Genomic DNA, 22164 nt, shown 5'->3' on the forward strand with positions numbered 1-22164 from the left:
ACCCGTCAGTGATGTACTGAGCCCTGACTTATCGAGGACTCACGGATGGACAAAACAACGAGCGGGTGGATAAACGGCTTCATCGGCGTGGCCATATTTGCCGGCTCCTTGCCGGCGACCCGTGTGGCTGTGACGGCCTTCGAACCTACGTTCCTGACATGTGCCAGGGCAACCATTGCCTCCCTGTTGGGTGCGCTGTTCTTGATCGTGCTACGCCAGCCCCGGCCCCAGCGTGGTGACCTGTCGTCACTGGCTGTCACAGCGCTTGGCGTCGTTATCGGTTTTCCGCTGCTGACGGCGCTGGCCCTCCAGCACGTCACTTCTGCTCATTCCATCGTTTTTGTCGGGCTGCTGCCGCTGTGTACTGCAGGGTTCGCCGTGCTGCGGGGCGGTGAACGACCTGGGCCACTGTTCTGGTTGTTCTCGTTGATCGGTGCCGGGCTGGTCGTTGGCTATGCGTTGATGAATGGAGGCGAGGCGTCGGCGCTGGGCGACCTGCTGATGATGGCGGCGGTGGTGGTCTGTGGGTTGGGCTATGCCGAAGGGGCGCGCCTGTCGCGCACGCTCGGTGGGTGGCAGGTGATCAGTTGGGCATTGCTGGTAGCGTTGCCGTTCATGCTGCTGCTGACGATCGCGAATTTCCCGGCGCCCGATGCCTTCGCCCGGGTCAGCACCGGCGCCTGGTTCAGCTTCGCCTACGTTTCGCTGTTCAGCATGCTGATCGGGTTTGTGTTCTGGTACAAAGGGCTCGTCCAGGGCGGCATCGCCGCCGTGGGCCAACTGCAACTCGTTCAGCCGTTCATGGGGCTTGGGCTGGCTGCGTTGCTTCTGCACGAGCACGTCAGCTGGGTGATGCTTGTGGTAACGCTGGGTGCGGTCCTCTGTGTTGCCGGAGCCAAGAAATACGCCAGCGCATGACGTTTCGCTGCGGGCTTGCCGCGCGCCCTGCGTTCAGCTCAGCGGTTGCCGCCGGTAAACCAGCGCATGTAAGGGTTCTGTGCGCTGATCGGTGCCAAGGCCCGCGCCTCGCGCATCCAGGCCTGGCGATTGCCGTTGTAAGCCAGCAATGACAGCCCATAAAAACGACGCAGCAACGCCCACTCATCATTCACCGCGGCTTGCACCGAGGGGGCGGCATTCGCCAAGGGCGGCGCCACCCGCAGCGCCAGCAATGCCGGCAGCACGCGGGTGATTTCGCGCGGCCGTACCCACGGCGCATACTCGATCCGGGGCCGATCGTCGGTAACCGGCTGTGCATCGCCGGCATAACGCTCAAGCCCTTGCCTGTCGGTGACCCAAGTGGCCAGCAATGCCTCGACCGAACTCACGCCCACCTGGGCCAAAGCAGCCGAAACCTGGGGTTGCTCGAAGCGCTGGCGGATGCGCGGTACATCCAGCACCATCGGCGTTGCCGAGCCGATCAAGAGCATCTCGTGAAACTCGGTGGTCCACAACGAGGCATGCGGGAACACGTCAAGAAAGCTGCGAACCAGCGAGCGACTGTCCTCGTCGTTCTGAGTGGGGAGCGGTAGCCATTGGGCGACCAGCCCATGCTCCTGCAGGCGCGACGCTGCCAGTTGGTAGAAGTCGCGCGAGTACAGGTTCACCACCCCGGCCGCCGAAGGCGGTGGCGGCTCCAGGGTGATCACGTCGTAGCGTTGCGCGTTACGCAAAAGCTCACGGCGCCCGTCACGCAGGCGGATGTCAAGGCGCGGGTCGTTCACCGCACCGAAGTTACCAGAGAACAGCGGCGCCGCTGCCAGCACCTGCGGCAGCAGCTCGGCAACCACCGGATGCTCCAGCCCTGAATAGCGCAGCATTGCCCCGGCGGTGATCCCGGTGCCGAAGCCGATCACCAGCGCCGAGCGCGGCTCGCCGCGATGTATCAGCAAAGGCAACAACGCCTGCAGGCGCATGTAGCGCAGTGACGGCATGGCATCCCCAGTGTTGGACACACCCTGGATGTACAGGCGGTTGAACGCTTGCCCCTGACGCTGCTGGTGGACCACCGCTACCGTACCGCCGCGGCCTTCCTGGTAGAACACCAGCTCACCACTACGCGCGCCTGGTAACAACTGCGCCAAGCGTTCTGGTGGGGTGAGCGCGCCGGTAACCAGGGTCGCGCCGCCAACCAGCAGGACCGCTGCCCGCATGCCCTTGTGCACGGCCTGGCCGCGCCATGTCGCTACCGCGCCGATGGCCGCCGCCACGCAGGCGAGCACCACCAAGGTTCGCACCAGCCCTATTCCAGGCACCAGGACAAACCCCGTGAGCATGACACCGACGATGCCGCCCAGGGTATTGAGGGCAACCACCGCGCCCACGTCCCGCCCCACTTGGCCACTGTCCACGGCCAGGCGCAGGGCCAGGGGAAACGCCGCCCCGAGCAAGGTGGTCGGGATGAACACCACACACACCGCGGCAGCCGCGAAGCGCGCGCACATCCCTGCCAACTGGCTGCCGGTCAGTTGCAGTACATGGCTTTCCAGCAGGGTCTGCCAGGCCACCAGCCAGCGCCCGAGCCCGGCAATCTGCAACAACGCCAGCAGCCCGGCGCACGCGATCAGCAGGCCGAACAGCCCCCAAGGGTCGCGGATGCGGTCGGCGCGCCGGGCGTACAGCGCACTGCCCAGGACCAGCCCGGTCAGGTAGGTGGCCAACACCACGGAGAAGGCAAACGCGCGGGTACTCATGAACTGCACGATCGATTGCGTCCACACCACTTCGTAACCGAGCGCCACGCCACCTGCCAGGCAATACAGGGCAATGGCCAAGCGAGCCTGCGGCGTGCGCGGCAGCGGGGCCGCAGCGCAAGCAGGCAAGGCCCGCTCATCCCTGCCGCGCCCGCACCAGGCACCCAGCGCGGCCAGCAGATTCAGCGCACCCGCTACGCAGGCGGCCCCGGTGACGCCAAGCTGCGGCAGCAAGACGAATGCCGCCAGCAAGGTGCCGCAGATCGCGCCAGCGGTATTGGCGGCGTAAAGCCGACCGCCCGCCTCCCCCGTCTGTGCATCAGTGGGGGTCAGCGCTCGCACCAGTACTGGCAAGGTACCGCCCATCAAAAAAGCCGGCACCCCCACCAGGCTCAATGGCAGCAGCCAGGCCAGCAAACCGACACTCGCTTCCAGGCGGGCAAACAGTGCCGCACTCTGCGCCAGTCCCAGGGTTGCGGCCACCGCCAGCACTGCCACCGCCAACTCCAGCCCCGCATAGAGCTTGACCGGGTGGCGCAAGCGGTCAGCCCAGCGACCGAACAGCAGCCCCCCCATGGCCAGCCCGGCAAAAAACGCGCTGATGCCCGCGGTGATGGCATACACCTCAACCCCAACCACCAGAGACAACTGCTTGACCCAGAGCACCTGATAGATCAGCGCTGCACCGCCAGAAACGAACAGCAGCGCCGCAGGCAGTAGCCATGGCAACGGTGCCTGCGTTTCGGTGGTGCTGGAACTGTCAGCGCGGGGAAGGTTCACGACTGCGGGCATCGACAAGCCTTAGCGGACCCACACGTCTGTCCGCACTGGGTAGGAAAGAATGCGCCCGCCAACGGCGGGCGCGGGCATCGCGTTTACTGCTTCATCTTCTCTTCGATCTTCTTGTCCACGTCAGCACGAATCTGGTCGATGCTGAAGCTGGCCGGACGCTGGCTCGGCGGGTATTCCACGAACGTCTGCAGGAAGGCGGCAGCCTTGCGGGTCCCCTGGAAGATCAGGTAGTCGTTCTTGGTCACCCAATCGTAGTACTGGTTGGAGACCACATCGGCGCGCTCATACGGGTCCATACGCAAGTTGAAGATCTTGGGCACCCGCAAGCAGGTGAACGGTTCGCTCCAAACCGCGAAACCACCGGGGGCGCGCTGTTCGCAGAACACCAGCTTCCAGTCGCCGAAGCGCATCGACACCAGTTCACCGTCATCGTTGAAGTAATAGAATTCGCTACGTGCGCTCTTGTCTGCTTTGCCGGTCAGGTAGTCCAGCTGGTTGTAACCGTCCAGATGCACCTTGAAGTTCTTGCCACCCACATCGGCGCCCTTGAGCAAGCGGTCCTTGATGCCCGTGTCACCGGCTGCGGCCAGCAGTGTCGGGAACCAGTCCAGCCCCGAGAACATCTGGGTGGACACCGTGCCCGGCTTGACCTTGCCAGGCCAACGGATCATCGCCGGCACGCGGTAGGCGCCTTCCCAGTTGGAGTTCTTCTCGTTGCGGAACGGTGTGGTCGCGGCATCAGGCCAGGAGAACTGGTTAGGGCCGTTGTCGGTGGTGTAAACCACGATGGTGTTGTCGGCGATCTTCAGATCATCGAGGGTCTTGAGCAGTTTGCCCACGTCACCGTCGTGCTCCACCATGCCATCTGCATACTCATTGCCCTGCATACCGCTCTGCCCGCGCATCGACTCGCGCACGTGGGTATAAAGGTGCATACGGGTGGTGTTCATCCACACGAAGAACGGCTTGTCAGCTTTGGCTTGCTTGTCGATGAAGTTGATTGCCGCCTGGGTGGTCTCGTCGTCGATGGTCTCCATGCGCGACTTGGTCAACGCACCGGTATCCTCGATCTTGCCATCGGCGCTCGACTTGATCACACCCCGCGGCGAGGTAGCCTTGACGAATGCCTCGTCATCCTTGGGCCACAGTTCACGCTCCGGCTCTTCCTCGGCGTTCAGGTGATACAGGTTGCCGAAAAACTCGTCGAAGCCATGATTGGTCGGCAGGTATTCATCCCGGTCGCCCAAATGGTTCTTGCCGAACTGGCCGGTGGCATAGCCCTGCGCCTTGAGCGCCTGGGCAATGGTGACATCGCGCGCCTGCAAACCCACGGGCACACCCGGCATGCCGACCTTGGACAAGCCGGTGCGCAGCGGTGTCTGCCCGGTGATGAAGGAAGAACGCCCAGCGGTGCAGCTGTTCTCGGCGTAATAGTCAGTGAACAGCATGCCTTCCTGGCCGATGCGGTCGATGTTGGGCGTCTGATAGCCGACCACGCCCTTGCCATAGGCGCTGATGTTGGTCTGGCCGATGTCATCGCCGAATATCACCAGGATATTGGGCTTTTCCGCGGCGGTTGCCGTGCACACGCTCACCGCTGCAGTAGCGGCTAGCGCGAATGAGGTTATCCATCTTCTGCTGGACTTCATGGGGCGGTTTCTCCGTATCACGTCTGCTGGCGTTGGCCACGACTACGTGCACGATCGACCTACTGCTTGGCTGGTTCCCTGTGCCCTGCGGTTCTCTTTCATTGAGCCTGGTTGCTTTCGAATGGGTAGATGCGCTGCCACTCACGGGCCATATCGACCACGGTCCAGTTCGCACCCTTGGCGGCATCCAGCGCCTTGTCCAAGCGCCCGACCTTGCTGTCGCGGTCATAGGCCCATTCGCGTGTCGCGTCGGTGTGATGGACCAGGCCGGCAAAGCGCTTGCCGTCGCCAGCCATGGTCCATTGCAGCATTTGCAAGTCGCCGTCGGAGTTGCCAAAGGCGAAGATCGGGCGACGGCCGATATGGGCATCGATGCTCACCGGCTTGCCTGGGCCATCGTCGTTGTGCAGCAACTTGGGCAGACGTTCGATCGACAGTGTGCCGTTGTCATCGATGAAGCGAGCCTCCAGCGTGGTGCCGATCACCTGCTCTGGCGGCACCCCGTAGACTTCCTCTGCGAATGCACGCATGAATGCCACCTCACCGCCCGAGACGATGTAGGTCCTGAAACCGTTGGCCCGCAGGTACTGCAAAAGTTCGAGCATGGGCTGGAAGACCATCTCGGTGTACGGCCTGTGGGTGCGAGGGTGTACGGCCGTTGCCAGCCAACGCTGGGTATTGGCGATAAACGCCTCGGTGCTGACCCCGGCATGAGTGGCGGCGACGATCTTGAGCATGCCGTCCATGCCGCTGTCACTCAAAGCCTTCTGGTCGCCCTCCAGAACGGCCTTGAACGGCTGCTGGCTGGTCCATTCCGGGTGTTGCGGTGCGAGCCTCTTGACCTCATCAAGGGCAAACAACACCTCAAAATACAGCGGCTGCTCGCTCCATAGCGTGCCGTCATTGTCGAAGACGGCAATGCGCTCGGCCTCGGGCACATAGTCTTCACTGCCTTCGGTGGTCACAGCGCCCACGAACGCTTCGATGGCTTGCCGTGAGGGGCCATCCCGCCAGGAAGGCAGCGCATTGGCCGCCTGCACCGCCAGAGGCAACACGAGCAACAAGGCCAACCACCAGCGCGCACGGTGTAGAACGAGCATGAAGTATCCCTTCTCAGTGCTGCCTATCACTTCAGGCAAAGACTCATGGGTTGAGTGGTTTCAAGCCTTCAGGGTGGCTGACCTGCCGCCCGCTCACTGCCGCTCGCCGCAAGGCTGGTAGGATCGGGCTCAGTGACGGCGCGCTCTGGCGTACTTCACGGCCATTGCCGTAGCGGTTCTGGAGCCAGTCTAGTAGACGTATTCGCAATTGGGGCGGCAAAGCTGAGGAAAATGCTGACACTGTGCGTTGCCCGGTAGCCCTGCGAATCCACAGGTACAGCCCGTCGAGCTGCGGCGGGTCTTGCGCAAGTTGAGCACGCGCCTGCCGCCAGGCATGCTCAGCAGAGTGCAACCGCGCCATACGCCGCGCTGCTTGCCAGCTTTGCAAATGCCGCCACACCGCCCATAGCCACGGCCGTGCAACGTAAATCAGCGCCCCGCCAAGCAGCAGCAAGCCTGCAGCCCACAACCAGTGGCCAGGCAGGCGCAACTGTGCCTGACGGCCGAGCGCGCGCAGGTCCTGGTCGATGGAAAACGGCGCTTTGTAACCACCCTCGATGGCGGTGACGTCGATCGGGGGCAACGTTGCTTGCCTGGCCTCACCCGTCGCCGCATCCCACCACTGCAGTTCGATCGCGGGCAGCTGGTAACGTCCGGCGGCCGATACCACATAGCTCACACTGTCCTCGCGCTGGCCGCCGGTCGAGCCCCCTCGCCCATCGCTTAGCGGCGCAACACGAGGGGTTTGCACATAGCGTTTGAGGCCTTCGATCTCGATCAGCGGTGGCGGTGGTATGAGCATCGCCTGCGCACCTTCGGCTCGCGTCACCACCCGACGGGTAATGCTGTCCCCTGCACGCAGCGGTGAATGCGACAGCTGCGTTTGTTGCTCAAGGCTGACCTTGCGTGCCACCAGGCGGTGCACGGTCGCATCACCGGCGAGTGCCTTGGCGACGAATGAAAGCGGCGCGCTGGCCAGTGTGACCGGCGCATCCGACTGGCCGGGGAACACCTGAAAGGTTTGCGCAGGAAGGGTGAAGGCCTGGGCCGTTTGCGGGGTGATCTGATAGGTATAGCGCAGGCCGAAGAAGGCCTTGCCGTCGAGCCGTTCGTTCAGATGCTGCGCTTCTCCGCTGGGTGCGCTCACCGTAGCACCCGGCAACTCGATCACCGGCAGCACGGCCGGCTGGGTGAACCAGGTGTCTACCAGCAGATCGACCTGCAACTCGAGCGTCGCGCCTACCACCGTGTCGCCGGCCGGCAGCAGGCGCGCCTGCACACGAGCCTCGGGTGCCGCGACCGCGAGCAATGGCAGGTAGAGCCCTAGCAGCAACAGCATGCGTTTCATCAGCTGCCCTCCGCTGTGTGTCGTGAGGCATCCTGAAGCAGGAACTTGCGCCTGAGGAACTGCGCCGGCGACGTCGTCAGGTTATTCAGCCAGACCTGGTCCGAAGCGGCCTGCGGCGTTTGCTGCTGCTTTTGCCGGGCGCCTTTGGAAGGCGTCTGGTCCTCCACCACCTTGTCGGCCTTCTCGTCGGGTGTGCCTGCCTTTTGCTGGTCTTCATAGTCTTTGAGCAGCGCCTGCGCCAGTGCCAGGTTGGCACTGGCCTCGGGGAACGCAGGCTGGCGCTGCAAAGCCTGTTGGTAGGCCTGAACCGCCTGGGGAAACTTGAACTGGCGCACGTAGATATTGCCCCGGTAGAAAAAAGCCTGGGCGGTGTCGAGCTTGCCGAGGCTGGCCAAGGCAACGTCATAGTCGGCGGCGGTGTAGGCAGCCAGGCCTTTCCAGTAAGGGTCGTTGAAATGCGCTGCGGCCTGCGGGTAATGGCCATGCTCGAAGGCCCAGCGGCCCTGCTGGTCAGGGGTGAAGAAGGCATCCGCGACAGGCCCGGCCCGCGCGCTTTGCGGCTGCGTGCCCAACACTACCGCCACCAGCACGGTGGCCATCCAGTGCACCTTCCAGCCACGGCGCAGGCACAGCAGCGCAAGCAGCGCCAGCGGCCAGCACAGCCAGTAGCCGGCGTCCTTCCAGTGCACCTGCTGCGGGTCGCCTTGGGCTGCCTGAAAATGCTGCTGCGCATGCAGTTCGATCCAGTCCAGGTCATCGTCGCTCAGGGTCAGGCTGCCCAGCGGGCCGTTGACGGCGTCGGCCAACTGCCTCAAGCCCTGCTGGTCGAAGTCCGCCTGCAGCGGGCGCCCTTCGGCATCGACCCGGGTACGGCCCTGGGCGTCATGCACAACCCCGCTGTCTTGGCTGCCCACGGCCAGGACCATCACCTGCAGGTCGCTGCCTTTGAGCGCGCCCGTCAGTGCCGACAATTGCCCGGCATCGGCGCCATCGGTCAGCAGCACCAGCGTACCGGGCACCTGCTCGGCTGCCAGCAAGCGTTTCGCCACGTCGATCACCCCTGCTACATCCTTGCCAGGTTGCGCGATCAAATCGGTGGTCAGTGCTTGCAAGAAGGTGTCGAGCAACTGTGGGTCTTCGGTGGCGGGCAGCACCAGGTGCGCGCTGCCGGCATACGCGATGAGCGCTGTGCGTGCCCCTGCGCGGCGCATCACCAGGTCGTGCAAGGTATGTTTGGCGGCTTGCAGGCGGGATGGGGGTACGTCGTCGGCATCCATCGACGGCGACAGGTCCAGCGCCAGGATCAGCGGCGCACGGTTGTCGACGAACGCGGGGATGTCGCGCTGCCAGGTCGGCCCCGCGGCGGCCAGGGCACCCAGGCCGAGCAGTGCTGCCAGCAGGTGAACGGGCCGTAACCGCGCTTGCTCCTCGGGGGTGATGAGCAGATGCTCGACCAGGTGTGGAGCGATCACGCCGTGCAACTGCCGCTTCAGGTCATTGCGCCGCTGCCAGGCCCAGGGCAGCAGCGCGGCCGGTAGCCACAGTAACAACCAATAGGGGCGCAGCAGGTGCAAGGCACTAAGGTCGATGTCCATTCATGGCCTCCCCTGCGCAGGCCGTGCCCGCAACGGGCCGGCCACGGCTGCCAGGCTATGCCCCAAGGCCAGCAACAGCAAGGCCGCCCCCAGTGGCCACCAGAACAGGTCACGCTTGGGCTGGTGGCTGAAGGTCTTCACGCTGTGCGGGGTGATCCGGTCCAGCGTGGCATACACCTGGGCCAGCGCGCTCCGGTCGTCGGCGCGAAAGAACCTGCCACCGGTAGTGCGTGCGATGCCCTCCAGCGCTTGCAGATCGACCTTGTCTTCACCGCTGGCCTGGGGGTCGCCGATCCCAATGGTATGTACCACGATGTTCCGCTCGCTGGCCAAGCCTGCCGCGTGTGCGGGTGTGATCGCACTGCCGGTGTCATTGCCGTCACTCAGTAGCACCATCACCTTTTCCTGCTCCATGGCCTGATCCAGCAGCTTGATGGCAAGGCCAATGGCATCGCCTATGGCGGTGTTCGGCCCGGCCATGCCCACCCCGACTTCATCGAGCAGCAGCGAGAGACTGGCATGATCGAGGGTCAGGGGCGACTGTGGGTAGGCGCCGGTGCCGAATACGATCAAGCCGATGCGGTCTTGCTTGCGCTGGGCGATGAAGTCGCGCACCACCGCTTTCACCGCGCTCAACCTGTCCACTTGCTGGCCATTGGCGTCGGTAAAGTCCTTGGCCTGCATGGACTGAGAAATATCGATCGCCAGCAGCATGTCGCGGATGGGCTGCTCACGCTCGATGGCCTTTTCCACCAGTACGGGCCGCGCGCAGGCGGCCAGCAGAAGGCCCCATACCAGCAGGTTCAAAAGCACTTGCCAGCGCCCACCCGAGGGTGGCGTGGTGCCGGGGAGCTGGTTCACCGCACGGCTCATGGCGAAGAAAAAAGGCACCCGCAGTGCGCTGCGCGCCTCGTGATAGGGGCGCATGAAGCGGTAGGCCAGCCAGGGCAAGGGCAGCAACAAGAACACCCACAGGTAATCAAACTGCCACATGGTGAGCCTCGATCCAGCGCCTGCAGGTGTTCACCAAGGTGCGCAGCTCAGGCTCGCCGATTGCCTGCACCTGCAGGTCTGGCGCATAAGCCAGCGTGTGCAGTTGCGCGGCGAACTGCTCAGGCAAGGTAAAGCGTGCCCGCTGCTGCAAAAACACCTGCCATTGCTGGCCTGACAGGCCGCGCACCGCTGGCGCGTCAGGCATGGAAAGCGCTACCCGCTTGAGCAACGCCGGTAATTCACGCAGCGCTGGCAAACGCTGCTCGGGATGGGCCTGCGCCGCAACAAGGGCGTCGAGCCGCTGCAACGCCTCACGTCGATAACGATCACGCTGCCAGCGCCGCCAGGCATACACGGCATACGCGAGCCCTACCACCACCACTACAGCAAGCAATACCGCCCAGCCCCAGGTTTGCGGGGCATAACTGAACGGAGGCACCGGCAACGGCAGCTCCTTGAGCTGGTCGATGGCGGCAGGCGACGGCCGGGCGCTCATCGGCCACTGCCCCCAAGCCGCCCCAGTTCACGCTGCACCTGGCCCAACACCTCATCGCCGGTACTGATCATCATCAGCGGTATCTGGCTGCGGCGCAGCAACTGCGCCACTTGCTCAAGGCGCCCGGAGAGAAAATCGCCCAGCGGCCGGTGCACCTGGCGCCGCCCGATTTCAAGGTCGATCTGCATCTCGCCCTGGGTCACGCTCAAACGCCCCTTGTCGGGGACATCCAGCGCGATAGGGTCATACACCTGCATGGCGATCACGTCATTGTGCGCGCCCAGTTGCCGCAACAGCTTCAAGGTCTGCTCCGTCACCCCGGCAAAGTCACTGATGATGCAGACCAGCGCATCATGCCCGGCCAGGCCGATGACGTTGCGCAGCGCAGTGTCGAGTTGCCCCTCTTGCTCGCTGTCCGGGCCTGACGCGCTAAGGCGGTTGTTGCTGCGCACCACTGCCGCGCACAGGGCCTGCACCCGTGCGCGGCTGCGCAGCGGCCTGATGTGCACCACTTGCTGATCATCGAATACCAGCCCGCCCACCCGATCACCGGCCTGCAGGGCTATCCATGCCGACAATGCGGCAAGCTCGGCAGCGGTGACTGACTTGAAACTGCGCCGGGAGCCGAAATACATATTCATGCGTTGATCGACCAGCAGCAGTGTCGGCCGGTCGCGCTCTTCGGTGAAGGTGCGCACGAACGGCTTGCCGTAGCGTAACGATGCGCGCCAGTCGAGGTGGCGCAGATCATCGCCAGGTATGTAACGGCGCAGCTCGTCGAAGCTCAAGCCGCGGCCACGCAGGCGTGAGGCGTGATTGCCCGCCAGGATGCTTGCCAGCGGCTGACGCGCCAGGAAGCTCAAGCCGCGCACGCGGTATTCGAACGCCATCAGCTGGCTGAGCGAGGCGTAGACGAAACCATCCTGGGTCGGTTGCATGGGCTCGCTCCGTTCAGGCCGGGATGGCGACCGTGTCCAGCAGCCGGTCGATCACCTGGTCGGCGCCGATGCCATCGGCAACCGCGTCGTAGGAGAGCTGCAATCGGTGACGCAACACCGGATGGACCACTGCTCGTACATTGTCCGGGGTGACGTACCCCTGCCCGGCCAGCCATGCGTGGGCACGCGCCACTCTGTCCAGGCTGATCCCGCCACGTGGGCTGGCGCCGATCTTGAGCCAGCGCGCAAGGTCCGGATCATGCTCGACCGGGTGGCGGGTGGCGTTGATCAAGTCGATCAGGTAACGATCGATCGCCGGCGACACTTCAATGCCCGCGATCGCACTGCGTGCGGCGAACACCACGTCCTGGGGCAGACGCCCAGGCGCCTGGTGCGGGTGGCCTGCCTGTTGTTCCTCGTTGCGCACCAGGCGCAGCACCCGGGTTTCATCCTCCACCTTGGGATAGTCCAGTTGCAGCTTCATCAGGAACCTGTCCATCTGCGCCTCGGGCAACGGGTAGGTACCCTCTTGCTCGATGGGGTTCTGGGTCGCCAGCACCATGAACAGGTTTGACATCGGGTAGCTCTGACCGGCCACGGTAATCTGGCGCTCCTCCATGGCTTCAAGCAGGGCCGCCTGAACCTTGGCCGGGGCGCGGTTGATCTCATCGGCAAGAATCACGTTGCCGAACAGCGGCCCGGGTTGAAACTTGATCTCGTTGCCCTGTGCGGTCTGCTGGAGGATTTCGCCACCGGTGATGTCCGACGGCAGCAGGTCGGGGGTGAACTGGATGCGCCGCATGCTGGCCTCCAGGTGGGTGGCCAGCGCCTTGACGGTACGCGTTTTGGCCAGCCCCGGCAGGCTTTCCAGCAATACGTGACCATTGGCCAGCAAGCCAAGAATCACATGCCGGATGGTGTCGGCCTGGCCCAGCACGCTCTGCGCCACACTGGCTTCGAGTTCAGCAATTTGCTCGCGTATATCCACTGCTCGGTCCTTGTCAGTCGGAGCATCGACACGAGGCCCCACGGATGTTCGCAACTGCTCGAAGGCGACGAGGTAAATCTAGCCGCTCACAGCGCCATCGCCAGCTCAGTTGGTGCTTTCGTATTTTTGCCAGTAAGGCTCGATGCCTTGCAGGCGTGAATCGTCAGGGGCCGCTTTGCGCATCCGTTGCACATAGGCATAGGCTTCGCTGCGTTCACCGGCCAAGGCATGCAGGTAGATCAACGAGTACAGAAGGTCGGCGTTATCCGGTGCCTGCTCAAGGCCACGCTCCAGCGCCGCCAAGGCCTCATCGCGACGGTTCATGCGCGACAGCAGCAAACCTTGGTTGTAGCGAATCCGCGCATTGCCTGGCAGCGCGACCGCTGCCGACTCCATCAAGCCCACGGCCTCTTCGGGCTGGCGTCGCTCCACCAGCAGCAGGGCCAGCATGTACGCCAGGTTGCCGTGATCGGTCGTCGACATCTTTTCCAGCGCCAGGCCTGCGCGCAGTACGTTTTCCGCTTCATCGAGCTGGTGCTCGGCTGTGGCGAGATTGGCCAGGTTGACCCGCGCCGGCACAAAGTATGGGTCAAGGCGCAGTGCCTGACGGTACTGCTCCATGGCTTCTTGCTGACGCCCCTGGCGGCTCAACAGAACGGCCAGGTTCAAGCGCCCGCCTGGCAGGTCTGCATTGCCACGCAGGCGCGCCTCGTAGTCTGCCAGCGCTGTGCTGAACGCCTCCTTCGCCTGGGCCGGCAACTGCGTGCTGGGCACATCCGCAAGCGCCCGCACTGCCTCATCGCGCACCGCCAGGTAGGGGTCTTCGAGCAGGGGCAACAGCGGCTTGAGGCGCTGCTCTGGCGGCACGCTCGAGAACCCAGACGTGGCATAGGCACGCACCAATGGGCTCGGATCGTTCAACGCCCAGCCCAGGCTGATGAGGGCTTGAGGGCCCAGGTCAGCCATCTGTTCGGCGGCAGTGGCGCGCACGATGCTTGGCTTGGTCTTGTCTGCCAGCACCGTGCCCAAAAGGCTCAATGGGATACCTTGGCCATTGCGCACCGCCTGGAACGCCTCGCCAAACAAAACCGGGCGCTGCGGCTTGCCAAACCACTGCTCGATCGCCTTGGCGGCCCAAGCCGGTTGCTGGTCTTGGTGGCAAGCCGTGCAGGCATCGGGGCTGTCGACCTTGCTGGCGAGGTCCGGACGCGGGATCCGCAAGCTGTGGTCGCGCCGGGGGTCGACGACCATGTAGGTCTTGGTCGGCATGTGGCAACTGACACACTGGGCGCCAGGGCTGCCGGCGACGTGGTGATGGTGCGCGGGCGTATCATAGTCCTTGGCCTGCAGGGTGGCGAAGCGGGCTACCGGTGGATTGCCGTTGTGGCATTGCAGGCACAGCCCGTTGCCTTCGACCTTGACCTTGGCGGTATGAGGGTTGTGGCAGTCGGTGCAGCCCACCCCTGCGTTGTACATCTTGCTTTGCGTGAAGGAGCCGTACTCGTACACCTCACCGTCGACCTGGCCGTCTGCGTGATAAAGCCCCGCGCGCAATGTTGCCGGCAGGCTCTGGTCGAGCTGCGGATGACCGGGTAGCTGGCCCACGCCAAGGGTCTGCCGCCGGCTGTGGCAGAACGCACACTGCTCGACCAGGCCCTGACTGCCCAACGCCTTGTAATCGACAGCCAGGCCCATGTCCTTGGCCGACGCATCGGCTTGCTCAGCGGATGTGGCTTTGTTCGCCCAATCGACATGGGCCTGGCCAGGCCCATGACAGCTCTGGCAGCCAACGTTCTGCTCTTTCCAGGTGGACGCGAAGCTGTCCTGGCGATCGTCGTAGTGCTTGATCAAACGCGTGGAATGGCAATCGGCGCACATACCGTTCCAGTTCTGGTAGCGACCGGTCCAGTGCAAAGGGTCATCGGGTGCAAAACGTTGCCCAGGGTAGAGCGAGAACCAGCGTTGCCCACCCTCGCCCTTGGCCCTGCTGTCCCAGGCGATGGTCAACGCCTGCAGGCGGCCCTTGGGCAGTGCAACCAGGTACTGCTGCAGCGGATAGTGGCCGAAGGTGTAGATGATTTTAAAGTCTGCCGGCTGGCCATCCTCACCTTCGGTATTGACGTAAAAGCCGCCGTGCCTGCGAAAGAAATGCGCCGAGACCCCGGCCTCGTCGAAGCGCGCGTCGTTGAAATTGCCAAGCACATTGGCCTCGTTGGCGTCGCGCATCGCCCAACCGTGATCCGAGTCCTTCCAGGCCTTGGCCTGGTCAACGTGACAGCCAAGGCAAGTAGCGGCAGCCACATAGCCTTCGGATTCGGTCGAAAAGGCGGGTGCAGCCCCCGCCTGCTCGGCACACAGCGCAGTGCCTACTGAGCCAACCAGGCAGGTGATCAAAACTGCAGACCAGGACAAGGCCTTCAATGCCAAGCCCAGAATATTGCCTTTGTCGCGACGCCCCATCCTTAGCTCCGTGATCAATAGAATCAGCAACCCTGCGGGTTGTTCTTGCAGGCGTATTAGCGATGCCGGCGTGCATTACCTTGGGAAAAGCAGCGTTACAGCAAACCGAAAGCCCCAGCCTTCGGGGCCATTATCCGGTGAGTCGAGCCAATAACGCGGGCCCGCCTGGACGGTAATGGGGTGCCCACCCACTTTTAGTAGTTGGGTCACCATCAGGTTGATTGGAATTGACCATTGCTTGGATTGCCAGTCGTAGGTCGACTCACTGTTGATGCCAAATGTGGTCAAAGCGCTGTTCGTGTAGGAAAGAAACGGCTGCATGAACGTCTGGTTGACCTTCTCCTTGCCATCTGCAGGGCTGCCCTCCAGCCCCCAGATATGGTTCGCCAGTATCCCGTGCGTCCACCCGTTGGCTTGCTTCAAGGCTACCGCTGTCGGTCCGAGCCCCCACTGTTCACTGCTCAGCACGTCATTGCTGCCTGTTGGTATCAACAGCGCCGGCCCTGCGCCCAGTATCCAGCCACTGGCCGTGGGGTGTTTCGGTGAGAAGAAAAAGCTTTGGGTCACATCGCCCACACCGGAGGTGTCCGCCGCGCCACCCAAACCGTGTTGGTCGACGACGGGCAGGATGGTCCTGGAGATCAGGTTCCAGTCATCATTCAGGCTGAACGGCAGCACGGGCTGGATATTGGTCAGGCTGCGCTTGCCCTCGCCATTGGGGCCCAGTTTCTGGTCCCAGTTATATTGCACCGGCAAGCTGTACATGGCCGCAACCGGGTTCAGCGCCTTCTTGGCAAGCTCTGCCGAATCCTCTGCGTGGCCTTGGCCGGTGTGCGCCAACAAAGCAAGCGCGTAAAGCGGGTAAACGTTCTTTTTCAACGCGGTGTCTCCCGTCAACTGCAAGCCAAGTGGCCAAACCGGATCAGTCGTTCGGCTATCCGCTGTGTTGCGGCATGTCGGGCTGTTTTGGCGGCAGCGGCCCAATGAACATGCGTTTAAGGCGCTCGCGTCCAATGAGGCGCGCCAGTTCAGCGATGACGCAATACATGAATATCAAGGTGATCAACAGGATCTGAACCGCCCAGAAGCGAGGCCAGTTAATGGATGACCACAACAGCGCGTTGGCATCCATCACGCCAGCCGCCTCTTTCCAATACTCGTACAGACGCTCCAGGTAATGGACGATCAGCGCGACCAAGGCATAAATGCAGGTCTTCCAGGCGACGTTCCAGATCAGTGGCTTGTCGGGGAAGCGATTGATGAAAGGCAGCATATCCGCCACCAGCACGGACTTGCCCAATATCAGCGCGGCGATCAGGACCGACGCTGAAACAGGCAGCTCCACCCCTGACCCTTTGATCATCAGCGCACGAATCAGCGCAACGATGTGCAGGATCACGAAAAAAAACACGGTGGGAGGAAGCACTTTCAGGAATTCATGTTTGAGCTTGAGCATGACCGTTTTCATCGGGGCATCCTTGAAACTTCGAGTCCGTGCATCAAACGCCGATGCCCCCTACCGCGCAGCCACGGCAGGGGGAACATTCGGGCTATTTTTTCAAAGCCTTGAATGAACTGACCATGTCCTTGGCCCAGCCATCGAGCACGGCACGTGCGTCCGTGGCCTGCATGACCTGCGAGGCGTTGTCCAATTCAGTACCTGCTCCTTTGCGTACCACTTGGGCCACCACCTCATTGGAATTTCCGTCAATGAATGCGGCCTCGGTGGCCACGCTGGTGTCTTGATCGCGGATCCCCGTCGCCGTGCTGATGCCGGCGGCCACCAACGCGATCGGGATAACTTCATACGGGCGCAACCCCTTGGTTTTAGCGCTTACCCCAGTGATCGCCGGGCGCACCACCAGCACACCTGGCCCAGGGCTGGTCGCCAGCGGCAGCACGGTGGAAAACTGGTTTTTCAGCGCCTGATCGTAGTATTGGGTTATGCCTTGCAAGGTTTGCTGCGGAATTTTCGCAGTGGGTTGCGGCTTGGGATAAAACTGGCTGGGTTCGATATAGACGCTGGTAAATTGGTTGGCAGTGATGCCAGGCTTGATCCAGCGCATAACCTCCGCACCTGACGGTGACTTTTCCTCTTTGAGTTTGCTGTAGTCCTTCAGAAACCCGGAGTAATCATCAGGCTCCACGTATTTGCTCGCACAGCCATGCAGCAACAGCGATGCGAGGCACACGGTTGCAATAAGCGACCTACTTTTCATGCAACTTCTCCTTCCACGTTGAAGCGGTTATCGAGGATGAAAACCTTCAGAATCGCCACGTTGCACCGCCGCCGATGACGTGCAAGGCGGCGTTGTCGAAACTGCCTGACAACGTATCGCCGGAGCGTGCCTTGGTCTGCTCCACGTCCATATCGCCGAGCCAGAGCAGCGTGTAGGCCAGGTGCAGGTCCAAGCCTTCTTCAACCTGATAGTTCACCCCGGTCGCGAAGCGCCACGTCTCGCCCATCGGGTTGTCCACGGTGCGGTCCTTGTCATCGACGGCCGAGCTGTCATACCCCACCCCAACGCTCCAGCGCAGCTGGCGGGTCATTTGGTACTGCGCGCCGAGTGAGGCGTGCCAGGTATCCTTGTACTTGCGATCGACCGTGCGGCTGACACCGGCGGCATTGGCATCGACCTCCACGCCGATATCCCCGAAATCGCTCCAGTCCTGCCAACCCACGCTGCCAAGCAACGTCCATTGCTCGTCCAACTGGTGGGCCACGCTGAACGTCGCGGTCTGCGGCACGTTCATGTCCAATTCCAGGGTGTCCACCGCCAAGCGGTTGAGCGCGGCGTTGATGAGGGGGTTGTTGATGCCGCTGACATGCGGGCTGTCCTCGAACTCCAGCTTCACCTTGCTGGTGTAGGCCAGGCCAATGCGCGTGCGGGGGTCGACCTGGTAGAGCACGCCCAGGTTCACACCCATGCCGAAGTCGGTGTCCTTGTATTCGAGTTGGCCATCGGGCCGCTCGACCAAACCCAGCAGGCTGTTGTTGACGGCCATCTCAGTGCGGTAATAGCCCAGCATCATGCGAGGGCCGATGCCGACAGTGAGGTCATCGGTGAACTTGTAGGCAAAGGTGGGTTGAAACGAGACGCCGATCACAGCCGCTTCCTGGGTGAAGTACCGCCCTGCCCAGTCGTCGTCGTAGTTCAGTGCCAGGCCGAAGTTGCCGTACAGGCCGAATCCGATCGCCGAACGGTCATCGAGTTGGTGGCTGATGAACAGGCTGGCGCCCGGTAGATACTGCAGAGCATTGCCGCCCTCGTTGCCGTCGAACTGGTTGTTGCTGTCGCGTGAGTAACGCAGGTCGCCGAGGATGACCTGTGCGTTGGCGCTGACCTGCGTGCCGGGCAGCAAGGCGATGCCTGCCGGGTTGCTCATCAACACGCTGGGGTCTGTGGCGAGCGCCGCCGAGCCCGCGTTGGCCAGGCCGTTACTTTCCTGGCCGGCCTCATAGATGAAGATGCCTCCCGCTGACACGCCACTACTGTGCAAAGCCAATACCGTTATCGCCGCGGGCATCCACCCTTTCCCGTGCGCGATACGATTCGAAGTGGTCATCGTTCCTTGCTCCACACTTGGAATGGAACAGGACACCGATTGCTCAGTGCCCCGCCTGGCGCAGTCTGCGTCAACAGAGCAATCAGGGCGTTAAGGTCGGAAACCAGCTGCCTGGGTGTCTCATGCGTTATTTGAGAACAGCCATTTCCAGTACCTTTTGAACAATGCCCTACATCGTTTCGGCATAGCCTCTATGACGACTAAAGAGAGTAGACCGTGGTTTAGTACTCTGCTTCTCAGTGACGTCGTGTTTACGCAAGGGATCGATACTCATCATTGGCTTGAGGTCGCACGCGAGCACAACTCGCTGCTGTGCTCACCGTCGGCAGTGGTTGCGTCGGCTAATGGCTAGATCGCCGCAGGTGTTTTCACACAGCCTGGCCCCTTAGCGACCGCTCAGCCCTGAGAAACTTGCACAATACATGTGTAAATGCGTATATTCGGCTATCCATATGTTACGGTGCTGCCATGTTCACCCCGCCTGATGTCTTCAAATGCCTCTCCGACGAAACCCGTGCTCGGGCCACACTGTTGATTGCCAGTCTCGGTGAACTTTGCGTCTGCGAACTGATGTGCGCGCTGAACGACAGCCAACCTAAGATCAGCCGCCACCTCGCTCAGCTTCGCAGCAATGGCATGCTGCTCGATCGCAGGCAGGGCCAGTGGGTGTACTACCGCCTGAACCCGGAACTGCCCGCCTGGGTGCATGAAATGTTGCAGGTGACCTTGCAGGCCAACGCACAGTGGTTGGCAGATAACGCTCTGCGGCTGAAGAACATGGACGGCCGGCCCGTCCGTGATGCTGCCTGCTGCTGACCTATATCGAGCGAGGTCTTCATGCTGGTCGCCATTGCAGTCTTTGTATTCACTCTCATCCTGGTCATCTGGCAACCCGGCTCTGGCATTGGGCCTGAGCCTCTGACATCCGCCACGAAGCGGAGGAGCCTCTATGCGAGTCCTGTTCATGTGCACGGCCAACAGTTGCCGCAGCATCCTTTCCGAGGCCATGTTCAATCATTTGGCGCCTCACGGATTTGAAGCAGTCAGCTCCGGCAGCTTTCCCAAAGGCCAGGTGTTGCCTCGCAGCCTGACAACCTTGCAAGACGCCGGCATCTCGAGCGATGGGCTGAGCAGCAAAGGCAATGACGCGTTCGAGGATTGCCCTCCTGACATCGTCATTACCGTTTGCGCCAAGGCCGCCGGCGAAGCTTGCCCGGTCTATTTCGGCCCGGCCTTGAAGTCGCATTGGGGGCTGGAGGACCCGTCCGATGTCGTGGGTGAGGCGGCGGCGGTCGACGCTGCGTTCCGCGCCACACTGGCCCGCATCGCCTCACGCTGCCAGGCATTCTTCGCACTGCCTTTCGATCACCTCGACCGTGACCAGCTCAAGCATGAGCTGGATCGCATCGGCACGCTTTGAGCGGGAGGAAACATGTCTGAGCACTTGCCCAATCTCGACCTGGCGCTGCTCGATGGGCCGCCACCGGTAGCCCGTTCCAGCGAGCACAAACCGCGCATCCTGCTGCTGTATGGATCGACCCGTGAGCGCTCCTTCAGCCGCTTGCTGGTGGAAGAAGCCGCACGCTTGCTGGAGCACTTGGGCGCCGAGACACGGATCTTCAATCCGTCGGAGCTGCCGCTGCCTGATGATGCACCTGCCGAGCACCCCAAAGTGCAGGAACTGCGTGAGCTGATGCAGTGGTCGGAAGGCCAGGTCTGGTGCTCGCCAGAACGCCATGGTGCGATGTCTGCGGTATTCAAGGCGCAGATCGACTGGATTCCCCTGGCACTGGGTGCGGTGCGCCCTACTCAAGGCAAGACCCTGGCGGTCATGCAGGTGTGTGGCGGCTCGCAGTCGTTCAACGTGGTCAACCAACTGCGCGTGCTTGGGCGCTGGATGCGGATGTTCACCATCCCGAACCAGTCCTCGGTGCCCAAAGCCTACCTTGAGTTCGACGACGCCGGGCGGATGAAGCCCTCGCCGTACTACGATCGCGTGGTGGATGTCATGGAGGAACTGGTGAAGTTCACCGTCCTGCTGCGCGACCGCCAGGCGTTCTTGGTAGACCGTTATTCGGAGCGCAAGGAAAACGCTGAGCAACTCTCTGCCCGTGTGAACCAGCGCTCGATCTGAGGCTTTGAGCGGCATGGACGAGACTGGACAACGCCGCGTTTCTTTGGGTCGACAACAGTTGCTCGCCAATGGCAGCAAACACCCAAAGCCGGCGTTGGTTACCAATGCGTGCCAGGGGTCGAGATCTGCCGGCCGGAGCGACCGCTTTCGACCTTTGATAGCTGTTCAATCATCGTGCTGGCGCCCCTCCTCTCTCCAATGGCCGGACGCGCTCAGCGTTTCGCATAAAAATACCAGTGCTCGCTGGAAGACTGGGTGACAGTCGCTGTAGGGCAGGTTGTCGAGCGAAGCCCAGAAAAACTCGAAGCGGTGGCCGTGATCATCCAGCGTCTGGTGAGCCCAGCACTCGGGCAGCTCGCTCTCAGCGCGACAAAGGTGAAACGACCACACCTGATGTTGGTGATCAGCCTTCCAACAACCCAGATCGCTGTCGATCACTGCGTCAGTAATACCGGACTCCTCTGCCAGCTCACGCAATGCAGCCATGCGGGGTGTTTCCCCATTCTCGATGGTGCCCTTCACCAGTTGCGTGCCTGCCAAAGGGTGCCTGAACAGAAGAATCTTGGTGGGTAGTGAATACGAGAGCACTACAGGGCAGACTTTGTCGGGGGTCATCGCAATCTCCCTATGCGACATAAAGGGCCATCCAGGGTACGCCTTAGCTTTGAGGGGCAGAACGCCGAATCGTTGAGGCCACCACCGTATCTTGGTTTGGGACTGTCCCATGACAACGGACGCCAATAGCGTCATCGAACAATTGCTGCCGCTGGCCGACGCTCATTCAACCAATTGAAGCCATGGCCAGCGAGCCCGGTAGCTGGCAGCTTTCGCTCTAAATAAATCTGGGCGTGGATTCAACTCGTTCATCCTGAGCCAGTTGTTCGAGAGATCGTTCAAGCCATGGGTGCAATAAAGCTCACCAGTACCGGCGTCAACGCCGAGACAGGTCGATCGAATGAGATAGCGGTCGATACCATCCGTTACCTTTTTCAACGGTGGATAGGCCCCGCCGAATTTCGCTTCGTACCACAAGTGCACGCGGGCCTGGTTGCGGATCTCGATGTTGACGCCCAGATGAGAGAACGCCTGCTGAACCTTAGCTATGACTCGATCTTCCGCCTCCCAGGACAAGTCTGTGTCGAAGTAGGCAATGTCGTAATCCTTGATGCCCCACTCGGCAGCTTCTCCCGAACGGTGATTCCAGAACGTCTGGAACAGCGCCCCTGCGACCAACATGGCATTCGGAATGTCGAGTGTTGGCAGCGTCGCCAACAGCGCACGATTTATCGGGTTCTGATGGACGATCGCTTGTAGCTGCTCGTTCGTCAGGGAACACATGGATGTCGTCCTTGGTGTCGTCTCAGAACGCCGAGCATACCTGCCAACAGTGTGACCAGTGAAGACACTGGTA

The 22164-nt window shown here is 62.2% G+C and carries 20 protein-coding genes; 4 read left to right on the plus strand and 16 right to left on the minus strand.

Annotated elements, in window-relative coordinates:
* Positions 1-45 precede the first annotated feature (45 nt).
* A complete protein-coding gene (locus ABRP30_RS16370; RefSeq protein ID WP_267816756.1) occupies positions 46-918 on the plus strand; it encodes a DMT family transporter in 873 nt (290 codons plus the stop codon).
* Between the two features lie 38 nt (positions 919-956).
* Here ABRP30_RS16370 and ABRP30_RS16375 read toward each other — a convergent pair whose 3' ends face one another.
* The 14 genes from ABRP30_RS16375 to ABRP30_RS16440 form a co-directional block, all read right to left on the minus strand.
* On the minus strand, positions 957-3485 hold the full coding sequence (locus ABRP30_RS16375; protein WP_349974864.1) for a fused MFS/spermidine synthase: 2529 nt from the start codon (positions 3483-3485) through the stop codon (positions 957-959).
* A gap of 83 nt (positions 3486-3568) precedes the next feature.
* Positions 3569-5134 (minus strand): arylsulfatase, encoded by a 1566-nt coding sequence (locus tag ABRP30_RS16380; RefSeq protein ID WP_267816760.1) that lies wholly within the window; start codon positions 5132-5134, stop codon positions 3569-3571.
* A 98-nt stretch (positions 5135-5232) separates the two neighbouring features.
* Positions 5233-6234, minus strand: coding sequence for an HAD family phosphatase (locus tag ABRP30_RS16385; RefSeq protein ID WP_267816762.1), 1002 nt, complete (start codon positions 6232-6234; stop codon positions 5233-5235).
* A gap of 43 nt (positions 6235-6277) precedes the next feature.
* Positions 6278-7582: a hypothetical protein gene (locus ABRP30_RS16390; protein WP_267816764.1), complete on the minus strand. Its 1305-nt coding sequence runs from the start codon at positions 7580-7582 to the stop codon at positions 6278-6280.
* Positions 7582-9177 (minus strand): VWA domain-containing protein, encoded by a 1596-nt coding sequence (locus ABRP30_RS16395; protein WP_267816765.1) that lies wholly within the window; start codon positions 9175-9177, stop codon positions 7582-7584. The genes ABRP30_RS16390 and ABRP30_RS16395 overlap by 1 nt, the downstream gene beginning before the upstream one ends.
* The gene (locus tag ABRP30_RS16400; protein ID WP_349974865.1) at positions 9178-10170 is read right to left on the minus strand and encodes a VWA domain-containing protein; all 993 of its coding nucleotides are present in this window, start codon (positions 10168-10170) and stop codon (positions 9178-9180) included.
* Entirely contained in the window at positions 10157-10666 is a 510-nt protein-coding gene (locus ABRP30_RS16405) for a DUF4381 domain-containing protein (protein ID WP_349974866.1), read from the minus strand. The genes ABRP30_RS16400 and ABRP30_RS16405 overlap by 14 nt, the downstream gene beginning before the upstream one ends.
* On the minus strand, positions 10663-11604 hold the full coding sequence (locus ABRP30_RS16410) for a DUF58 domain-containing protein (protein ID WP_267816771.1): 942 nt from the start codon (positions 11602-11604) through the stop codon (positions 10663-10665). Before ABRP30_RS16410 ends, ABRP30_RS16405 begins: the two co-directional genes overlap by 4 nt.
* 13 nt (positions 11605-11617) lie before the next feature.
* A complete protein-coding gene (locus ABRP30_RS16415; protein WP_349974867.1) occupies positions 11618-12592 on the minus strand; it encodes a MoxR family ATPase in 975 nt (324 codons plus the stop codon).
* 105 nt (positions 12593-12697) lie between these two features.
* Positions 12698-15052, minus strand: a complete 2355-nt coding sequence (locus tag ABRP30_RS16420) for a tetratricopeptide repeat protein (RefSeq protein WP_349974868.1) — start codon at positions 15050-15052, stop codon at positions 12698-12700.
* A gap of 75 nt (positions 15053-15127) precedes the next feature.
* Positions 15128-15895, minus strand: coding sequence for a transporter (locus ABRP30_RS16425; protein ID WP_349975161.1), 768 nt, complete (start codon positions 15893-15895; stop codon positions 15128-15130).
* Between the two features lie 91 nt (positions 15896-15986).
* Entirely contained in the window at positions 15987-16520 is a 534-nt protein-coding gene (locus ABRP30_RS16430; RefSeq protein WP_349974869.1) for a hypothetical protein, read from the minus strand.
* Between the two features lie 82 nt (positions 16521-16602).
* Positions 16603-17271 (minus strand): DUF3313 domain-containing protein, encoded by a 669-nt coding sequence (locus ABRP30_RS16435; RefSeq protein ID WP_267816779.1) that lies wholly within the window; start codon positions 17269-17271, stop codon positions 16603-16605.
* A gap of 46 nt (positions 17272-17317) precedes the next feature.
* Positions 17318-18580 carry an OmpP1/FadL family transporter gene (locus tag ABRP30_RS16440; protein WP_349975162.1) on the minus strand — a complete coding sequence of 421 codons (1263 nt, stop codon included), beginning with the start codon at positions 18578-18580 and terminating at the stop codon, positions 17318-17320.
* Between the two features lie 507 nt (positions 18581-19087).
* Between ABRP30_RS16440 and ABRP30_RS16445 the strand changes: the two genes are divergently transcribed.
* The 3 genes from ABRP30_RS16445 to arsH all read left to right on the plus strand — a co-directional run bounded on the left by ABRP30_RS16445 (position 19088) and on the right by arsH (position 20753).
* Positions 19088-19435 (plus strand): metalloregulator ArsR/SmtB family transcription factor, encoded by a 348-nt coding sequence (locus ABRP30_RS16445; protein ID WP_241805248.1) that lies wholly within the window; start codon positions 19088-19090, stop codon positions 19433-19435.
* Between the two features lie 133 nt (positions 19436-19568).
* On the plus strand, positions 19569-20039 hold the full coding sequence (locus ABRP30_RS16450; RefSeq protein WP_349974870.1) for an arsenate reductase ArsC: 471 nt from the start codon (positions 19569-19571) through the stop codon (positions 20037-20039).
* 12 nt (positions 20040-20051) lie between these two features.
* Entirely contained in the window at positions 20052-20753 is a 702-nt protein-coding gene (gene arsH, locus ABRP30_RS16455) for an arsenical resistance protein ArsH (protein ID WP_267816784.1), read from the plus strand.
* A 165-nt stretch (positions 20754-20918) separates the two neighbouring features.
* Here arsH and ABRP30_RS16460 read toward each other — a convergent pair whose 3' ends face one another.
* Both ABRP30_RS16460 and ABRP30_RS16465 read right to left on the minus strand, forming a co-directional pair.
* The gene (locus ABRP30_RS16460; protein WP_267816786.1) at positions 20919-21368 is read right to left on the minus strand and encodes an NUDIX domain-containing protein; all 450 of its coding nucleotides are present in this window, start codon (positions 21366-21368) and stop codon (positions 20919-20921) included.
* Between the two features lie 162 nt (positions 21369-21530).
* Entirely contained in the window at positions 21531-22091 is a 561-nt protein-coding gene (locus ABRP30_RS16465; RefSeq protein WP_267816788.1) for a nucleotidyltransferase family protein, read from the minus strand.
* Positions 22092-22164 lie beyond the last annotated feature (73 nt).

It is taken from the genome of Pseudomonas sp. WHRI 8519 (genome assembly GCF_040224055.2).
GTDB classification, from domain to species: Bacteria; Pseudomonadota; Gammaproteobacteria; order Pseudomonadales; family Pseudomonadaceae; genus Aquipseudomonas; species Aquipseudomonas putida_X.